Source organism: Bacillus sp. PS237 (genome assembly GCF_037963345.1).
Lineage (GTDB): Bacteria > Bacillota > Bacilli > Bacillales > Bacillaceae > Bacillus > Bacillus subtilis.
Genome location: NZ_CP150156.1, coordinates 329,313 through 345,072 on the forward strand (window position 1 = coordinate 329,313; position 15,760 = coordinate 345,072).

Here is a 15,760-nt window from a genome sequence, read left to right on the forward strand (position 1 = left end):
TGTGAAATACTTCACAAACAAAAAGACATCAAAGAGAAACATACCCTGGAAGGATGATTAATGATGAACAAACATGTAAATAAAGTAGCTTTAATCGGAGCGGGTTTTGTTGGAAGCAGTTATGCATTTGCGTTAATTAACCAAGGAATCACAGATGAGCTTGTGGTCATTGATGTAAATAAAGAAAAAGCAATGGGCGATGTGATGGATTTAAACCACGGAAAGGCGTTTGCGCCACAACCGGTCAAAACATCTTACGGAACATATGAAGACTGCAAGGATGCTGATATTGTCTGCATTTGCGCCGGAGCAAACCAAAAACCTGGTGAGACACGCCTTGAATTAGTAGAAAAGAACTTGAAGATTTTCAAAGGCATCGTTAGTGAAGTCATGGCGAGCGGATTTGACGGCATTTTCTTAGTCGCGACAAATCCGGTTGATATCCTGACTTACGCAACATGGAAATTCAGCGGCCTGCCAAAAGAGCGGGTGATTGGAAGCGGCACAACACTTGATTCTGCGAGATTCCGTTTCATGCTGAGCGAATACTTTGGCGCAGCGCCTCAAAACGTACACGCGCATATTATCGGAGAGCACGGCGACACAGAGCTTCCTGTTTGGAGCCACGCGAATGTCGGCGGTGTGCCGGTCAGTGAACTCGTTGAGAAAAACGATGCGTACAAACAAGAGGAGCTGGACCAAATTGTAGATGATGTGAAAAACGCAGCTTACCATATCATTGAGAAAAAAGGCGCGACTTATTATGGGGTTGCGATGAGTCTTGCTCGCATTACAAAAGCCATTCTTCATAATGAAAACAGCATATTAACTGTCAGCACATATTTGGACGGGCAATACGGTGCAGATGACGTGTACATCGGTGTGCCGGCTGTCGTGAATCGCGGAGGGATCGCAGGTATCACTGAGCTGAACTTAAATGAGAAAGAAAAAGAACAGTTCCTTCACAGCGCCGGCGTCCTTAAAAACATTTTAAAACCTCATTTTGCAGAACAAAAAGTCAACTAACCGCAACTTTAGAGTAAAGGGCTGATTGTCAATGTGGGAGCAGTTGTATGATCCGTTTGGAAACGAGTATGTGAGCGCACTTGTGGCGCTCACTCCGATTCTCTTTTTTCTTTTGGCTTTAACTGTTTTGAAAATGAAAGGCATTCTTGCGGCATTTCTTACCCTAGCCGTCAGTTTCTTCGTCTCCGTTTGGGCATTTCATATGCCGGTTGAAAAAGCGATTTCTTCTGTTTTGTTAGGAATCGGGAGCGGGCTGTGGCCCATTGGCTACATCGTCCTGATGGCGGTGTGGCTGTATAAAATCGCCGTGAAAACCGGGAAATTTACCATTATTCGGTCCAGCATTGCCGGCATTTCGCCTGACCAACGATTACAGCTATTATTAATTGGTTTTTGTTTTAACGCGTTTTTAGAAGGCGCGGCCGGTTTTGGTGTTCCGATTGCGATTAGTGCGGCGCTGCTCGTCGAACTTGGTTTTAAACCGTTAAAAGCGGCGGCGCTCTGCTTGATTGCAAACGCTGCCTCCGGAGCCTTTGGGGCGATTGGGATTCCTGTCATCACAGGGGCGCAGATTGGTGATTTGTCTGCTCTTGAGCTGTCTCGGACATTAATGTGGACACTGCCGATGATCTCATTTTTAATACCATTCCTGCTTGTATTCTTATTAGACCGAATGAAAGGAATCAAACAGACATGGCCCGCTCTTCTGGTTGTGAGCGGTGGGTATACAGCGGTTCAGACACTGACAATGGCGGTGCTCGGGCCGGAATTAGCAAACATTTTGGCGGCCTTATTCAGCATGGGCGGGCTTGCCCTCTTCCTCCGCAAATGGCAGCCGAAAGAGATTTACCGCGAGGAAGGGGCCGGCGATGCTGGTGAGAAAAAGGCATACCGTGCCGCTGACATTGCGAAAGCGTGGTCTCCTTTCTACATTTTAACTGCGGCGATCACCATCTGGAGCCTTCCTGCCTTCAAAGCGCTTTTCCAAGAAGGCGGGCTGTTATATCAATCAACGCTCCTGTTCAAAATGCCTTTTCTGCATCAGCAAATTATGAAAATGCCGCCGATTGCGCCATCTGCCATGCCGTTAGATGCAGTTTTTAAAGTTGATCTGCTGTCAGCGACTGGTACAGCGATTTTAGCGGCGGTCATCGTGACAGGGCTGTTCAGCAAAAAGTTCTCCTCTCGGGATGCCTTTGCTTCCTTGAAGGAGACGGGAAAAGAGCTGTGGGTGCCGATTATGACGATCTGCTTCGTGATGGGGTTTGCCAATCTGGCCAACTTCGCAGGGCTCAGCTCTTCAATTGGGTTAGCATTGGCGAAAACAGGAGACCTGTTCCCGTTTGTCAGTCCTGTTCTCGGCTGGATTGGCGTGTTCATCACCGGTTCTGTTGTCAGCAATAATGCTTTGTTCGGCCATTTGCAGGTTGTCACGGGAGCGCAGATCGGTGCGGGTTCAGATTTGCTGTTAGCCGCAAATACGGCGGGCGGTGTCATGGCGAAACTTGTTTCTCCTCAATCTATCGCCATCGCTGCCGCAGCGGTCGGCCAAACAGGCAAGGAATCTAAACTGTTTAAAAGGACAGTGGCGTACAGCCTGATTCTGTTATTGATCATTTGTATATGGACGTTTATTCTTGCAAGATTAGGAGTGTAATAGAAAAAAGCAGTACATGCCCAGCATGTACTGCTTTTTTTATGTTAATTTGCTTTCTTTGTCATTTCGGCTGTTGTTTTCACTCTGGCTTTTCCCATAAATAAAATGGTAACCGCCGCGAGGACAATTGGAATCAAAGCGAGCAAAAAGACATACGTGATACTTGATGACATCGCGTCAATAATGCGATTCAGGATCGCATCAGGAATCTGGGAACGTGTTCCCGCTTGGAATATCTCCTGCGGGTCGCCAATATTTTGCGCAGCGCCTGATCCCGCTGAGCCTTTCATACCGCTGAAGGCGTCATTCAGCTTGTTTGTGAATACGTTTGTTTGCACCGTTCCGAAAATGGTGACACCTAAGGTCATGCCAAATGATCGCAAAAATGAATTTGTAGAGTTTGCCGTTCCCCGAAAGCGAGGTTCAAGATCATTCATCGATGCCGCCGGCAGCAGGGAGAAGTTAAAGCCTACACCAAAGCCTGAAATCATCATAAAGACTGTCAGCCATACCCGTGCTGTGTCAGGCGTCATATTGGAAAGAAGCAGCATGCCGATAAAGAAAGCTATAACAGATATCAGCATCAAATTGCGGAAGCTTGCCTTCGTTTGGAAGATCCCGCCGATCATGCTTCCGATGACTGATCCAATCATCATCGGCGTCAGAATGAAGCCCGCGCTTGTCGCCGAGCTGCCGTAGACCGCCTGAACGAAAATCGGAATAAATACCGCTAAAATAATAAATGTTCCGCCATACAGGAAAGCGAGAATCTGTGCTGTGGCAAACAAGCGGTTCTTAAACATCCAGAAAGAAATAATCGGCTCTTCTGCTTTTCTCTCCACAATAAAAAAGGCAATGAAGAAAACGGCGAATACAATAAACAGCCCGATGATCTGAATGGAGTTCCAATCGTATGTTTTGCCGCCAAGCTCAAGGGCGAACATCAGGCATACAATGGATACGACTAAGGTAATCGCGCCGCCCCAGTCTATTTTCTGCTTTCTGTGCTCCAGAGATTCTTTGTAGTAGCGAATAATGAAAAACAATGACAATGCGCCGATCGGCACATTGATGTAAAACACCCAGTGCCAGCTGATCGAATCTGTAATGATCGCGCCTAAGAGCGGACCAAGAACACTGGATAATCCAAATACAGCACCGAACATGCCGGACATTTTTCCGCGTTTTTCCGGCGGAAACAAATCAAAGATAATGGTAAAGGCAATCGGCAGGAGCGCGCCGCCTCCGATCCCTTGAATGGCCCGGAAGATGATCAGCTGATTCATCGTCTGGGCAATCCCGCATAAAGCAGAACCGATTAAGAAAAAAATAAGTCCAAACAGGAAAAAACGTTTTCGGCCGTACATATCGGAAAGCTTGCCGTAAATCGGCATGCCAGCCATAACCGCCACCATATAGGATGCCGTCACCCAGGCAAATTTATCGAAGCTTCCAAGATCGGCTACGATATTGCCCATCGCGGTGGCAACAATCGTATTGTCCATTGCAGACATCAAGATGCCCAGCAGGAGACCGAGGACCACAAATTTGGTGGAAGCCTGTTTTGCTGTTGTTGTGTCCATTTGTTCTACCTCCTCTTACTTTTCTATGTAAGTTCTGATATCATGATAATAGTTTGATTGTTGAATATCTCGATTATCAAGATAAACTCGATTTTATAGGGAGGACTGTCAGTTGTCAACAAGAAATTCCAGAAGTGAGTTGGAAAAGACTGCTGTTCAGCTTTTTCGAAAACTGGGCACAAGAACGGTTCTGTTTCATCAGGCAGCCGCTCAAGCTCTCGGTCTGTTTCCCACCGATTTGAAATCAGCTGACATTTTAAATGAAGCAGGGCCGATGACGGCCGGAGAGCTGGGGAAAAAAACCGGCCTCAGCACGGGTTCCGTCACGGCGCTTGTTGACCGGCTGGAAAAAGCGGGGTATGTGGCTCGTGAAAAGGACCCGAACGATCGCAGGAGAGTCGTAATCGTCCCTTTGACTGCTTCGAAAAAACATATAAAGGATTTGTTCCGTCCTCTGTCTGAGTCAACGATGGATTTGTGCCGCGAATATACGGAAGAGGAGCTGGAACTCATTTTCAGTTTTGTAGGCAAAGCTGCCGATATTATGGAGGAAGAGCTTGAACGTCTGAAACAGTAAGTGAATTTGTGCATAGCTTGGCCCGTTCCCGAATAAATTGTACAAGTTACATAAGAGAAGGGAGTACGGGCCGGTGAACATTTTTTTGAGCTATATTGTGCTGGGACTGTCCTTGTCTGCGCCTGTGGGGCCAGTGAATGCGGCGCAAATAGACAAAGGAATTAAAAACGGTTTTTGGCATGCATGGATTTTCGGTTTAGGCGCCATGACAGCGGATGGGCTGTACATGCTTTTTATCTATTTCGGGCTGTCGCAGTTCTTGACCGCTCCATTTGTGAAAACGTTTTTGTGGCTGTTCGGCTTTTTTGTCCTGACCTATACCGGAATTGAAACGCTGAAAAACGTCAGAGAACCGATGGATGTGCGAAGCTCGCGGGGGAAACCGTCATACAGGAAAACATTCGCATCGGGTTTTCTCATTTCATTGTCAAACCCATTGAGCATCCTTTTTTGGCTTGGAATTTACGGAAGCATTCTTGCGAAAACAGCAGAGGCCTACAATATGAATCAGCTTCTAATCTATAGCTCCGGCATCATGATCGGCATTTTAATCTGGGATTTCTGCATGGCTATCACAGCCAGTACGTTCAGAAACCTGCTTCATGAAAAGCTATTGAGAGGATTGACCGGAATCGCCGGTGTATCCCTCCTTGTGTTTGGCTTTTACTTTGGTTATCAGGGCATCAAACAGTTATTGGGCTGATTCATGAAGGACAGTCACCTGCCGCTTCCAGTTTTAATATAGTATCCAGATGATACTGGAGGTGGATCAATGGTGAATGGGATTTACACCAAAAGTTTTCTGGAACGTATTCAGGAAGAGCTTCCTGAATGGCAAAGAATCGCTTTTGAGCTGCTGGCAGAAACTCTGGGGGACGACGCGGATACATTTCCGTGCATTCCCGGACGCCAGGCGTTTCTGACTGATCAGCTTCGGATTGCTTTTGCCGGAGATCCGCGGGAAAACCGCACAGCGGAGGAACTGGCTCCGTTGCTTGCGGAGTACGGCAAGATATCGCGGGACACGGGAAAATACGCATCCCTCGTTGTGTTGTTTGATACACCGGAAGATTTGGCGGAGCATTATTCGATTGAAGCGTATGAAGAGCTGTTTTGGCGCTTTTTAAATAGACTGAGTCATCAAGACGAAAAAGAATGGCCGGAAGACATTCCGGCCGATCCTGAGCATTATAAATGGGAGTTTTGTTTTGACGGCGAGCCGTATTTCATTCTGTGCGCTACACCGGGGCACGAGGCAAGAAGAAGCCGGAGCTTTCCTTTTTTTATGGTCACGTTTCAGCCAAGGTGGGTGTTTGATGACCTAAATGGATCAACTGCATTTGGCCGTAACATGAGCAGGCTGATCCGATCTCGTTTAGAGGCCTATGATCAGGCTCCGATTCACCCGCAATTAGGCTGGTACGGAGGAAAAGATAATCGTGAATGGAAGCAGTATTTCCTCCGTGATGACGAAAAACAGGTATCGAAGTGCCCGTTTTCTTATTTAAAGAACATGTTCAACAAAATGAAATAAATCAAGGACTGGCAGGGCGATCTTTATGACCCTGCTTTTTTTGATAGATCATGGTAACGATGGCGATAATCACGAGAAAACCTATGCTGACGAAAAAACCGGGCCGGCTTGATTTTTCAAACAATGTACCGGACACAGCTGCAGCAATCAGAACCATCGCTAAATAAATTTGCGTTTTTCCCATGCCCTCGGGATCAGTCAGCTTTTTGCTGGAGAACAGGATAAACAGCCAAGTGTATAAAAGCATAAGCCCCGCAGCTGTTGTCATATGCTCATAAATGTTTTTAGGCAGCACTAACGACAAAATAATGGAGAGGACAAGCCCCGCAAACGTCAGCCCAAGTGCCGGCCAGCATATTTTTTTGCCTTCCTTTAGAGTAAAGCATTTCGGCGCGTCGCCGTCATCAGCCATTGTACAAAGCAATGTCGTAACCGCAAATAGCGAAGCGACAAGGGTCGAGAACCCTGCGATGATGAAAATCCCGTTAAATATATCAAGGATGATCTCAAGGTTATATCCTTTTAATGACGTAATGAACGGACTGTCCTGTTCAGTAAACGTGTGTAACGGAACCAAAAGCAGAGCAAGCCCGATTGAAATGATATAAATAATCGCCAGCGTCGCCAGCATCAGTTTCCCTGATTTAGACGCTTCCTCAGGTTTTTTTAAGTGAACCGCCATCAGCCCCATGACCTCAATTCCGCCAAAAGCGTAAAACGCGTAGATTAAACCTGTCCACAGCCCCATGGCGCCGTATGGGAAAAACTCACTCGTCTTATTTGGAACATGTATGCCATGATTTCCGCCGGACAGGATACCGCATAAAGCCAGGATGGCAATGACAATAAACATAAAAATAGCAGCTGTTTTAATGACTGCCAGCACGTTTTCTGTTTTTTCAAAGACGGACAGGCCGGTGAAAATAATAAGGAGCCCAAGTACTGCGTAGATTGAGGCAAACACCCATAGCGGCACTTGAGGAAACCAATGCTTCGTAAAGAGCGAAATGGCTGTCAGCTGGCTTCCGGTAATCAGCATTTCTGATGTCCAGTACACCCAGCCGTTGCTGAAGCCTGCCCATTTGCCGAATGCTTTTCGGGCATACGCACAAAACGAGCCCTTTTCCGGCTGCTTCGCCGATAGCTTGGCGAGCTGTTCAAAGACAAAATACGTACCGATCCCTGCGATCAGAAATGAAAGGAGAACGGAAAAACCGCTTTTTACAATTGCGATGCTGGAACCGAGAAAGAAGCCTGTTCCAATCGTGCAGCCGACTCCGATCAGTGACAGCTGCCACCAAGCCAGATTCCCTTTTGGCTGGTCTTTTTTTGTTTGGCTCATTATTTATTCAACCCCTTTTATCTAAGGTTAGATTGTGATCTGTCCAAAGCTTATATACATCGGATTTTTGCCTCTTTTTACATGGAGAAGGAAGCAGACGCTCATACTAATGAAAAAAGGAGCAAACCAATGACACAGCAATATATTGTGGAGCCGAAAAAAGGGCTTGGGCTGAAGCTGAAAAAGGGGCAGATTTTAAAGGTGGTTGATGTAGAAGGGCAGCAGGTGGCTGATTTTGTCGCATACCATGCCAAGGATTTTTATGAACACCTTGATCAGGGAGCGACGATAGACGCCAATCACTCCATTCATGTGAAGGTCAACGACCATCTCTACTCCAACCTGTATAAGCCGATGTTAACCCTGATTGAAGATACGGTCGGCAAGCATGATCTGCTGTTGCCCGCCTGCCGTCCTGATATGAACAGGCTCTTATATGGGAAGCAAAAGGATGAGTTTCAGGATACGTGCTATGACAATATGAACCGTGCGCTTGAGCAGTTTGGCGTACCGAAGCCCCACATGCATTACCCATTTGCGATTTTTATGAATACTGTCCTTGATGAGAAAGGGAATCTGTCTGTGGAAACGCCGCTTTCGAATGCCGGAGATTATGTAAGGCTCAGGGCGGAGATGGATTTAATTGTCGCGTTTTCTTCCTGCCCGATTGAAAAAGGGAAATGCAATGGCGACAGTGTGACATCCATACGGGTTGAAGTCAGCTGATCTCTCTTGTTCACAGTGAATGAAGACCTGTGCTATATTTAATAGGGATACATAACAGTCATGATTCATTTTCATTGATTTAGGGAAATGATCAGTAATAAGGGAAAATGTACAGGAGGAATGATTGGGATGAGCATGCAGGAAAAGATTATGCGTGAGTTACATGTGAAGCCCTCAATTGATCCAAAGCAAGAAATTGAGGACCGAGTCAATTTTTTAAAACAATATGTAAAGAAAACCGGTGCTAAAGGCTTTGTATTGGGAATCAGCGGGGGCCAGGATTCAACACTTGCGGGAAGACTCGCTCAGCTTGCGGTGGAGAGCATTCGCGAGGAGGGCGGAGACGCTCAATTTATCGCGGTCCGTCTTCCGCATGGCACACAGCAGGATGAAGACGATGCCCAGCTTGCTTTGAAGTTTATTAAGCCGGATAAATCATGGAAGTTTGATATTAAATCGACAGTCAGCGCTTTTTCTGATCAGTATCAGCAGGAAACAGGCGATCAGCTGACGGACTTTAATAAAGGAAACGTAAAAGCAAGAACAAGAATGATCGCGCAATACGCGATCGGCGGCCAGGAAGGTCTTCTTGTGTTAGGAACAGACCATGCTGCTGAAGCAGTGACTGGTTTCTTTACGAAGTACGGTGACGGCGGAGCAGACCTCCTGCCGCTGACAGGCTTGACGAAGCGCCAGGGAAGAACCTTGCTGAAAGAGCTGGGTGCACCGGAACGCTTATACTTAAAAGAACCGACTGCCGATCTGCTCGACGAAAAACCGCAGCAGTCGGATGAAACAGAGCTTGGCATTTCCTACGACGAGATTGACGATTATCTCGAAGGAAAAGAAGTATCAGCGAAAGTATCAGAAGCGCTGGAAAAACGCTACAGCATGACTGAACATAAACGCCAGGTTCCGGCGTCTATGTTTGATGACTGGTGGAAATAAGTTGAAGAAAGCCCGCTCTCGGAGCGGGCTTTTGTCGTGTACAGAAGCTTTATTTGATGCGGATATGATTCAGCTTTACCATTAATCTGTCGGCGAACCTTCGGAGGCTGCCTCTTGTATCAGGATCTAATGGGAGTTCGGCTCTCGCGGCAATGTTCTCTGCCACATCCTGAATCGACAGGTTGTCTGTTTGAATGTGGTCCTCAAAAATGGGTGATGATAATCCTTCAACACAGCGGTCAATTTGTTTGGCGGCCCATGAGTTTTTTCCTTCTGCTCTGGTGCGCAGCCTTTTTAACAAGGTTTCCTTTGAAGCCATTAGTGTAAAGTGGTGAACGATCCTGCCTTCCTGTCTGAGCCTGCCGATGATCTCATTGAAGTATTCAGGGTGTACAATCGTCATAGGCACAATAAGGATGCCGCGGTATGTATCTGTCAGAGAAGCTAGCAAACTGTAATTGAACGCCCGCCATAAAGGATAGCTTTGAAAATCGTCCTTTGCGATCTCCTGCGGCACCATGGAGCGCAGCGCAAAACCCATTTTCTCGGGATCATACACGTAAGATGGGTTCAGCCTTCTGTGCAGTTCGAAGGCTGTTTGTGTTTTTCCCGAACCGAATGCCCCGTTTATCCAAATGATCATCGCCATTTCTCCCTTCCTATTTATCATACAGAAAAAGACCCTTCCATCGAAGAGTCAGCTGGAAAAACAATAAAGGCGGAAGGTTTTAACGCTTTTTTGCGTCGAAGTATTAAAATACCTGCAGAAATGTTGTACAATGAATGTCATTCAGGCAAAAATGGCTACAACAAAGCGCACTATAAGCTTGACCGGTAAAGCCGGTATCTATATAAATATTCGCTAAATAAGCATATAATGAATATATAATTTCATTCCTTAGGAGGATTTCGCCGAAGATGAACGCTAAACGAGCCATCCCAGTAAGAGAAAGAAATATCGTCCTGATCGGATTCATGGGTGTAGGAAAAACAACAATCGGCCAATTGGTCGCTAAAAAATTATATAGAGATTTTATTGATATTGACCAGCAGATCGAAAAGGATTTCAATATGTCAATTCCTGAGATATTTGAGAAAAAGGGAGAAGACTTTTTCCGGAAAACGGAGAAGGAATATATTTTAGACATCTGCCATCATAAACGATTCAAAATCGTATCTCTGGGCGGGGGATCTTTTAAACAAGAAGAAATCAGAAATTGCTGTCTGGAAAACTGTCTCGTGCTTCATCTGGACCTGTCATGGGAGAACTGGAAGCAGCGCGCGGATTTATTGATCGAAAGCCGCCCTGTACTGCATAACCGTTCAATGGATGAAATGGAACAGCTGTTTAACGAAAGAAAAGTCATTTATGACAAGCACAATTCAAAAGTGGCAACAGACAACCTTTCCCCGGAAGAGGTTGCCGATTACATTGTTGAGACATTAAAAATTGGCTGGGATCTTTATCAGCCGATGTAAAAAGCCGTGCGCAGCGCACGGCTTTTTTTATCGTTTTATCCCTTGTATCAAAATCGCTTTTAAACAAAAGGAGATGGGCTGTCCGTTTTGGTTCAATGTAATACAGAACGTGTCGCGTGCTTCGTCTGATGCGTGATTCAAGTGGGTAATGATTTGTTTTTCTCGGTCAGCGGGGGTTCCGCCTCGTTTGATCCAGCTATCGTATTGAATCGGCAAGTTCCACTTTTGGATGTCTTGATAGGCCAGTTGATTGGCGCTGAACATCGCCTGCCATTCTGATAATGAGCTTTCACGAACATGGGAAGGGTCTCGAAGCCGGTTCAAATGATTGACAAACTCATCAAGAACGGGATCTTCAGGCGCGTAATGATCAACTAAGAGAAAACGTCCGTCCTGTTTTAGTACGCGTGCAACCTCTCTGACAGCTTTGCGGACATCTGAAAAATGGTGGGCTGCGTATCGGCAGGTGATGATGTCAAATGAATCGTCGGGGAAGGGGAGTGACTCTGCCGTTCCTTGCTGAAAGCGTACGTTTTCAACTCCTTTTTCTTGCGCGAAGGAGGACGCAACCTCAACCATCTCTTTCGTTGCATCAACACCGATGCACTCCTGTACATAAGGAGAAAATGCCAGCGCCGTATGGCCGGCGCCCGCTCCTATATCCAGCACTCGATGCTCTGCCCGGCATTCCGCTGTTTTGATCATCAACCCCAAATCTTCCCCCTCGGCAAATACCTTTTCATCCCGATACATCTCGGCGTTTTTAGAAAACGGTGTTTCATTTGTCATTTGAACCAGCTCCTTCTTTTCGTAAATGATGATATGGATTATGTTAGCAATTTCTGTTATGATTCGTCCAAGATATAAAAATGATGAAAATGATAGGTTCAACCTATGGAGGCTGAAATGGATATTAAAGTGATGGAATATGCAGCGGAAATTGCCCGGCGCCAAAGCTTTACAAAGGCGGCGGAACATCTTCATATCGCACAGCCGTCTCTCAGCCAGCAAATCAAAAAGCTTGAGGCTGAGCTGGGGCTTACCCTTTTTCACAGATCCCATGGCTCTGTTACACTGACACCTCACGGCAGGCGTTTCATTGAAAAAGCCGAGGACATCATTCGTTCCAGAGATGATTTGCTTCGGGAAATGCAGGAGCGATCACAGGGAATCGGTCATAAATTATCCATCGGGATTCCTGCTGTAACAGGGAGATATCTCTTTCCTCCGCTGCTGAAGCAGTTTTTGGCGCGCTATCCTCATGTGGAGGTTCAGCTTGTTGAAAAAGATCCGGTTTCATTAGAGAAGATGACGGCAAAGGGAGAAGTTGACCTTTCTGTTTTATCCTTGCCCATCGAGGATGAACGGCTCTCCATTACACCCTTGCTCACGGAACCGGTTGTTCTCGCGGTGCCGAAGGAAAAACAAAGGTGGATGCCGCCGGAATTGGTCGCGCTGATTGAGAAAGCGCTGGAAGAAGATGAGGGACGCCAGCCGTGTGTGCCGATTGACATGGTAAGGAACGTGCCCTTTATTCTGTTAAAAGAAGGCTTCGGCTTTCGCAGGACAGTTCTCGATCTCTGTGCGGAAAGCGGCTTTAAGCCGAATGCTGCCTTTAAGACGAGCCATATTGAAACCGCCCAATCTCTTGTGGCTAACGGATTAGGTGTGACAATGGCACCGAATATGGTCAGAAGGGATAAAGATCCGGGTGTGATCTATTTATCGATTCAATCCGCGCCATCACGAACCCTCGTCTTTGTCTTTTTAAAGAACCGCTATGTCAGTCTGACGGCCCAGGCCTTTATGGAACTAAGCCGGGAAAGTCTTAAACAAACGTTTGATGAAGGCTGTCTGGGAAACAAAGATGAAAATATTTAGAAAACAAAGACGAAACGTGGTAGTATAGGAATACAAACTAAATCTTATAAAACAAAGGGGAATAATCGGAAATGCAACTATTCGATCTGCCGCTCGACCAATTGCAAACATATAAGCCTGAAAAAACAGCACCGAAAGATTTTTCTGAGTTTTGGAAATTGTCTTTGGAGGAACTTGCAAAAGTCCAAGCAGAACCTGATTTACAGCCGGTTGACTATCCTGCTGACGGAGTAAAAGTGTACCGTCTCACATATAAAAGCTTCGGAAACGCCCGCATTACCGGATGGTACGCGGTGCCTGACAAGGAAGGCCCGCATCCGGCGATCGTGAAATATCATGGCTACAATGCAAGCTATGATGGTGAGATTCATGAAATGGTAAACTGGGCACTCCATGGCTACGCCACATTCGGCATGCTTGTCCGCGGCCAGCAGAGCAGCGAGGATACGAGTATTTCACCGCACGGTCACGCTTTGGGCTGGATGACGAAAGGAATTCTTGATAAAGATACATACTATTACCGCGGTGTTTATTTGGACGCCGTCCGCGCGCTTGAGGTCATCAGCAGCTTCGACGAGGTTGACGAAACAAGGATCGGTGTGACAGGAGGAAGCCAAGGCGGAGGTTTAACCATTGCCGCAGCAGCGCTGTCAGACATTCCAAAAGCCGCGGTTGCCGATTATCCTTATTTAAGCAACTTCGAACGGGCCATTGATGTGGCGCTTGAACAGCCGTACCTTGAAATCAATTCCTTCTTCAGAAGAAATGGCAGCCCGGAAACAGAAGTGCAGGCGATGAAGACACTTTCATATTTCGATATTATGAATCTCGCTGACCGAGTGAAGGTGCCTGTCCTGATGTCAATCGGCCTGATTGACAAGGTCACGCCGCCGTCCACCGTGTTTGCCGCCTACAATCATTTGGAAACAAAGAAAGAGCTGAAGGTGTACCGCTACTTCGGACATGAGTATATCCCTGCTTTTCAAACTGAAAAACTTGCTTTCTTTAAGCAGCATCTTAAAGGCTGATAAATGTGAAAAGCCGCCGCATATCATCAGGCGGTTTTTTTCTGCAAACTGCCGGAATGAGAACAGACTGGAGACGAATAGATATGAAACAAAGAATCATTGATGAATTAAAACGGATCGAGCAGTCATACGGAGTCAAAATCGTGTATGCCGTCGAGTCAGGAAGCCGCGCATGGGGATTTCCCTCGCAGGATAGTGATTACGACGTCCGCTTTATTTATGTTCCGAAAAAGGAGTGGTACTTTTCAATTGAGCAGGAGCGTGATGTCATTGAGGAACCGATTCACGATTTGCTGGATATCAGCGGCTGGGAGCTGAGAAAAACGCTTCGGCTTTTCAAAAAGTCAAACCCTCCGCTACTCGAATGGCTGTCCTCAGACATTGTGTATTATGAAGCATTTACGACCGCAGAGCAGTTAAGAAAACTCCGCACGGAGGCATTTAAGCCTGAAGCAAGCGTGTATCACTATATCAATATGGCGAGAAGGAACGTCAAGGATTATCTACAAGGACAAGAGGTCAAAATTAAAAAGTACTTCTACGTTCTTCGGCCTATTTTGGCCTGCCAATGGATTGAAAAGCACGGAACCATACCGCCAATGGACTTTACTGTTTTGATGAATGAACTTGTTGCTGAACCCGAGCTGAAGGCTGAAATGGAAACCTTGCTTGAACGGAAAAGAAGAGGGGAAGAGCTTGACCTCGAAGCAAGAATCGATGTTATTCACCAATTCATTGAAACGGAAATCGAAAGAATCATGGAAGCGGCAAAAGAACTGAAGGCAGAGAAAAAAGATATGACATCTGAATTGAACCGTTTGCTTTTGAATACGGTTGAAGAAGTGTGGAAGGATGGAGGAAGCTGATGTTTTTTGTCGCTTCCTTTTCTCCTTTATTCGACAGAATCCCCCCCCGACTTTCTAACTATCTGATTGTGGCAAACCCACAAAAATAATCAGAATCTTTGTATTTTGAGAATATTGTGAACGCTGGTTTTGTCCATTTACAATAAACTCATACAAATACTTCTTAGATTGCGGGGTGTTGAGGTTGGAAGTGATCACAAGAGATTTTTTCTTATTTTTATCCAAAAGCGGCTTTCTCAATAAAATGGCGAGGAACTGGGGAAGTCGGGTAGCAGCGGGTAAAATTATCGGCGGGAATGACTTTAACAGTTCAATCCCGACCATTCGACAGCTTAACAGCCAAGGCTTGTCAGTTACTGTCGATCATTTAGGCGAGTTTGTGAACAGCGCCGAGGTCGCACGGGAGCGTACGGAAGAGTGCATTCAAACCATTGCGACCATCGCGGATCAGGAGCTGAACTCACACGTTTCTTTAAAAATGACGTCTTTAGGTTTGGATATAGATATGGATTTGGTGTATGAAAATATGACAAAAATCCTTCAGACGGCCGAGAAACATAAAATCATGGTCACCATTGACATGGAGGACGAAGTCAGATGCCAGAAAACGCTTGATATTTTCAAAGATTTCAGAAAGAAATACGAGCATGTGAGCACAGTGCTGCAAGCCTATCTGTACCGGACGGAAAAAGACATTGACGATTTGGATTCTTTAAACCCGTTCCTTCGCCTTGTAAAAGGAGCTTATAAAGAATCAGAAAAAGTAGCTTTCCCGGAGAAAAGCGATGTCGATGAAAATTACAAAAAAATCATCCGAAAGCAGCTCTTAAACGGTCACTATACAGCGATTGCCACACATGACGACAAAATGATCGACTTTACAAAGCAGCTTGCCAAGGAACATGGCATTGCCAATGACAAGTTTGAATTTCAGATGCTGTACGGCATGCGGTCGCAAACCCAGCTCAGCCTCGTAAAAGAAGGTTATAACATGAGAGTCTACCTGCCATACGGCGAGGATTGGTACGGCTACTTTATGAGACGCCTTGCAGAACGTCCGTCAAACATTGCATTTGCTTTCAAAGGAATGACAAAGAAGTAAAAAAGGAGAGA

The 15,760-nt window shown here is 46.0% G+C and carries 16 protein-coding genes; 12 read left to right on the top strand and 4 right to left on the bottom strand.

The genetic code is table 11. The features are described 5' to 3' along the window. Positions 1-60 precede the first annotated feature (60 nt). Both NST22_RS01780 and NST22_RS01785 read left to right on the top strand, forming a co-directional pair. A complete protein-coding gene (locus NST22_RS01780; RefSeq protein ID WP_003234685.1) occupies positions 61-1,026 on the top strand; it encodes an L-lactate dehydrogenase in 966 nt (321 codons plus the stop codon). A 31-nt stretch (positions 1,027-1,057) separates the two neighbouring features. After that, a complete protein-coding gene (locus NST22_RS01785) occupies positions 1,058-2,683 on the top strand; it encodes an L-lactate permease (protein WP_003246465.1) in 1,626 nt (541 codons plus the stop codon). Positions 2,684-2,727: 44 nt separating this feature from the next. Here the strand turns inward: NST22_RS01785 and bmr3 are convergent, their stop codons facing one another. Continuing rightward, the gene (bmr3, locus tag NST22_RS01790; RefSeq protein WP_003246377.1) at positions 2,728-4,266 is read right to left on the bottom strand and encodes a multidrug efflux MFS transporter Bmr3; all 1,539 of its coding nucleotides are present in this window, start codon (positions 4,264-4,266) and stop codon (positions 2,728-2,730) included. 112 nt (positions 4,267-4,378) lie between these two features. On the opposite strand from bmr3, the gene NST22_RS01795 reads away from it, so the two are divergent. From NST22_RS01795 to NST22_RS01805, 3 genes are all read left to right on the top strand, one after another. After that, entirely contained in the window at positions 4,379-4,843 is a 465-nt protein-coding gene (locus tag NST22_RS01795; RefSeq protein ID WP_003246360.1) for a MarR family transcriptional regulator, read from the top strand. Between the two features lie 73 nt (positions 4,844-4,916). After that, positions 4,917-5,546, top strand: coding sequence for a LysE family translocator (locus tag NST22_RS01800; RefSeq protein ID WP_003246469.1), 630 nt, complete (start codon positions 4,917-4,919; stop codon positions 5,544-5,546). Between the two features lie 69 nt (positions 5,547-5,615). Beyond that, a complete protein-coding gene (locus tag NST22_RS01805; RefSeq protein WP_003246374.1) occupies positions 5,616-6,377 on the top strand; it encodes a YqcI/YcgG family protein in 762 nt (253 codons plus the stop codon). 1 nt (position 6,378) lies between these two features. Here the strand turns inward: NST22_RS01805 and NST22_RS01810 are convergent, their stop codons facing one another. Next, the gene (locus NST22_RS01810) at positions 6,379-7,719 is read right to left on the bottom strand and encodes an amino acid permease (protein WP_003246486.1); all 1,341 of its coding nucleotides are present in this window, start codon (positions 7,717-7,719) and stop codon (positions 6,379-6,381) included. A gap of 129 nt (positions 7,720-7,848) precedes the next feature. Between NST22_RS01810 and NST22_RS01815 the strand changes: the two genes are divergently transcribed. Together NST22_RS01815 and nadE are read left to right on the top strand one after the other, a co-directional pair. Beyond that, positions 7,849-8,445 carry a DUF1989 domain-containing protein gene (locus NST22_RS01815; protein ID WP_003246345.1) on the top strand — a complete coding sequence of 199 codons (597 nt, stop codon included), beginning with the start codon at positions 7,849-7,851 and terminating at the stop codon, positions 8,443-8,445. A 129-nt stretch (positions 8,446-8,574) separates the two neighbouring features. Continuing rightward, positions 8,575-9,393, top strand: coding sequence for an ammonia-dependent NAD(+) synthetase (nadE, locus tag NST22_RS01820; RefSeq protein WP_003246440.1), 819 nt, complete (start codon positions 8,575-8,577; stop codon positions 9,391-9,393). A 49-nt stretch (positions 9,394-9,442) separates the two neighbouring features. Here the strand turns inward: nadE and tmrB are convergent, their stop codons facing one another. After that, on the bottom strand, positions 9,443-10,036 hold the full coding sequence (gene tmrB, locus NST22_RS01825; protein WP_003246258.1) for a tunicamycin resistance ATP-binding TmrB: 594 nt from the start codon (positions 10,034-10,036) through the stop codon (positions 9,443-9,445). 275 nt (positions 10,037-10,311) lie between these two features. On the opposite strand from tmrB, the gene NST22_RS01830 reads away from it, so the two are divergent. Then, the gene (locus tag NST22_RS01830) at positions 10,312-10,872 is read left to right on the top strand and encodes a shikimate kinase (protein ID WP_003246473.1); all 561 of its coding nucleotides are present in this window, start codon (positions 10,312-10,314) and stop codon (positions 10,870-10,872) included. Positions 10,873-10,899: 27 nt separating this feature from the next. Here the strand turns inward: NST22_RS01830 and NST22_RS01835 are convergent, their stop codons facing one another. Further along, entirely contained in the window at positions 10,900-11,856 is a 957-nt protein-coding gene (locus tag NST22_RS01835) for a methyltransferase domain-containing protein (protein ID WP_306148843.1), read from the bottom strand. Here NST22_RS01835 and NST22_RS01840 point away from each other — a divergent pair. The 4 genes from NST22_RS01840 (at position 11,779) to putB (ending at position 15,749) form a co-directional block, all read left to right on the top strand. Next, on the top strand, positions 11,779-12,753 hold the full coding sequence (locus NST22_RS01840; RefSeq protein WP_003246430.1) for a LysR family transcriptional regulator: 975 nt from the start codon (positions 11,779-11,781) through the stop codon (positions 12,751-12,753). The genes NST22_RS01835 and NST22_RS01840 overlap by 78 nt on opposite strands. A 71-nt stretch (positions 12,754-12,824) precedes the next feature. After that, on the top strand, positions 12,825-13,781 hold the full coding sequence (gene cah, locus NST22_RS01845) for a cephalosporin C deacetylase (RefSeq protein ID WP_003246400.1): 957 nt from the start codon (positions 12,825-12,827) through the stop codon (positions 13,779-13,781). An 83-nt stretch (positions 13,782-13,864) separates the two neighbouring features. Further along, positions 13,865-14,647 (top strand): nucleotidyltransferase domain-containing protein, encoded by a 783-nt coding sequence (locus NST22_RS01850; protein WP_003246492.1) that lies wholly within the window; start codon positions 13,865-13,867, stop codon positions 14,645-14,647. Between the two features lie 190 nt (positions 14,648-14,837). Beyond that, positions 14,838-15,749 (top strand): proline dehydrogenase PutB, encoded by a 912-nt coding sequence (gene putB, locus NST22_RS01855; protein ID WP_003246421.1) that lies wholly within the window; start codon positions 14,838-14,840, stop codon positions 15,747-15,749. Positions 15,750-15,760 lie beyond the last annotated feature (11 nt).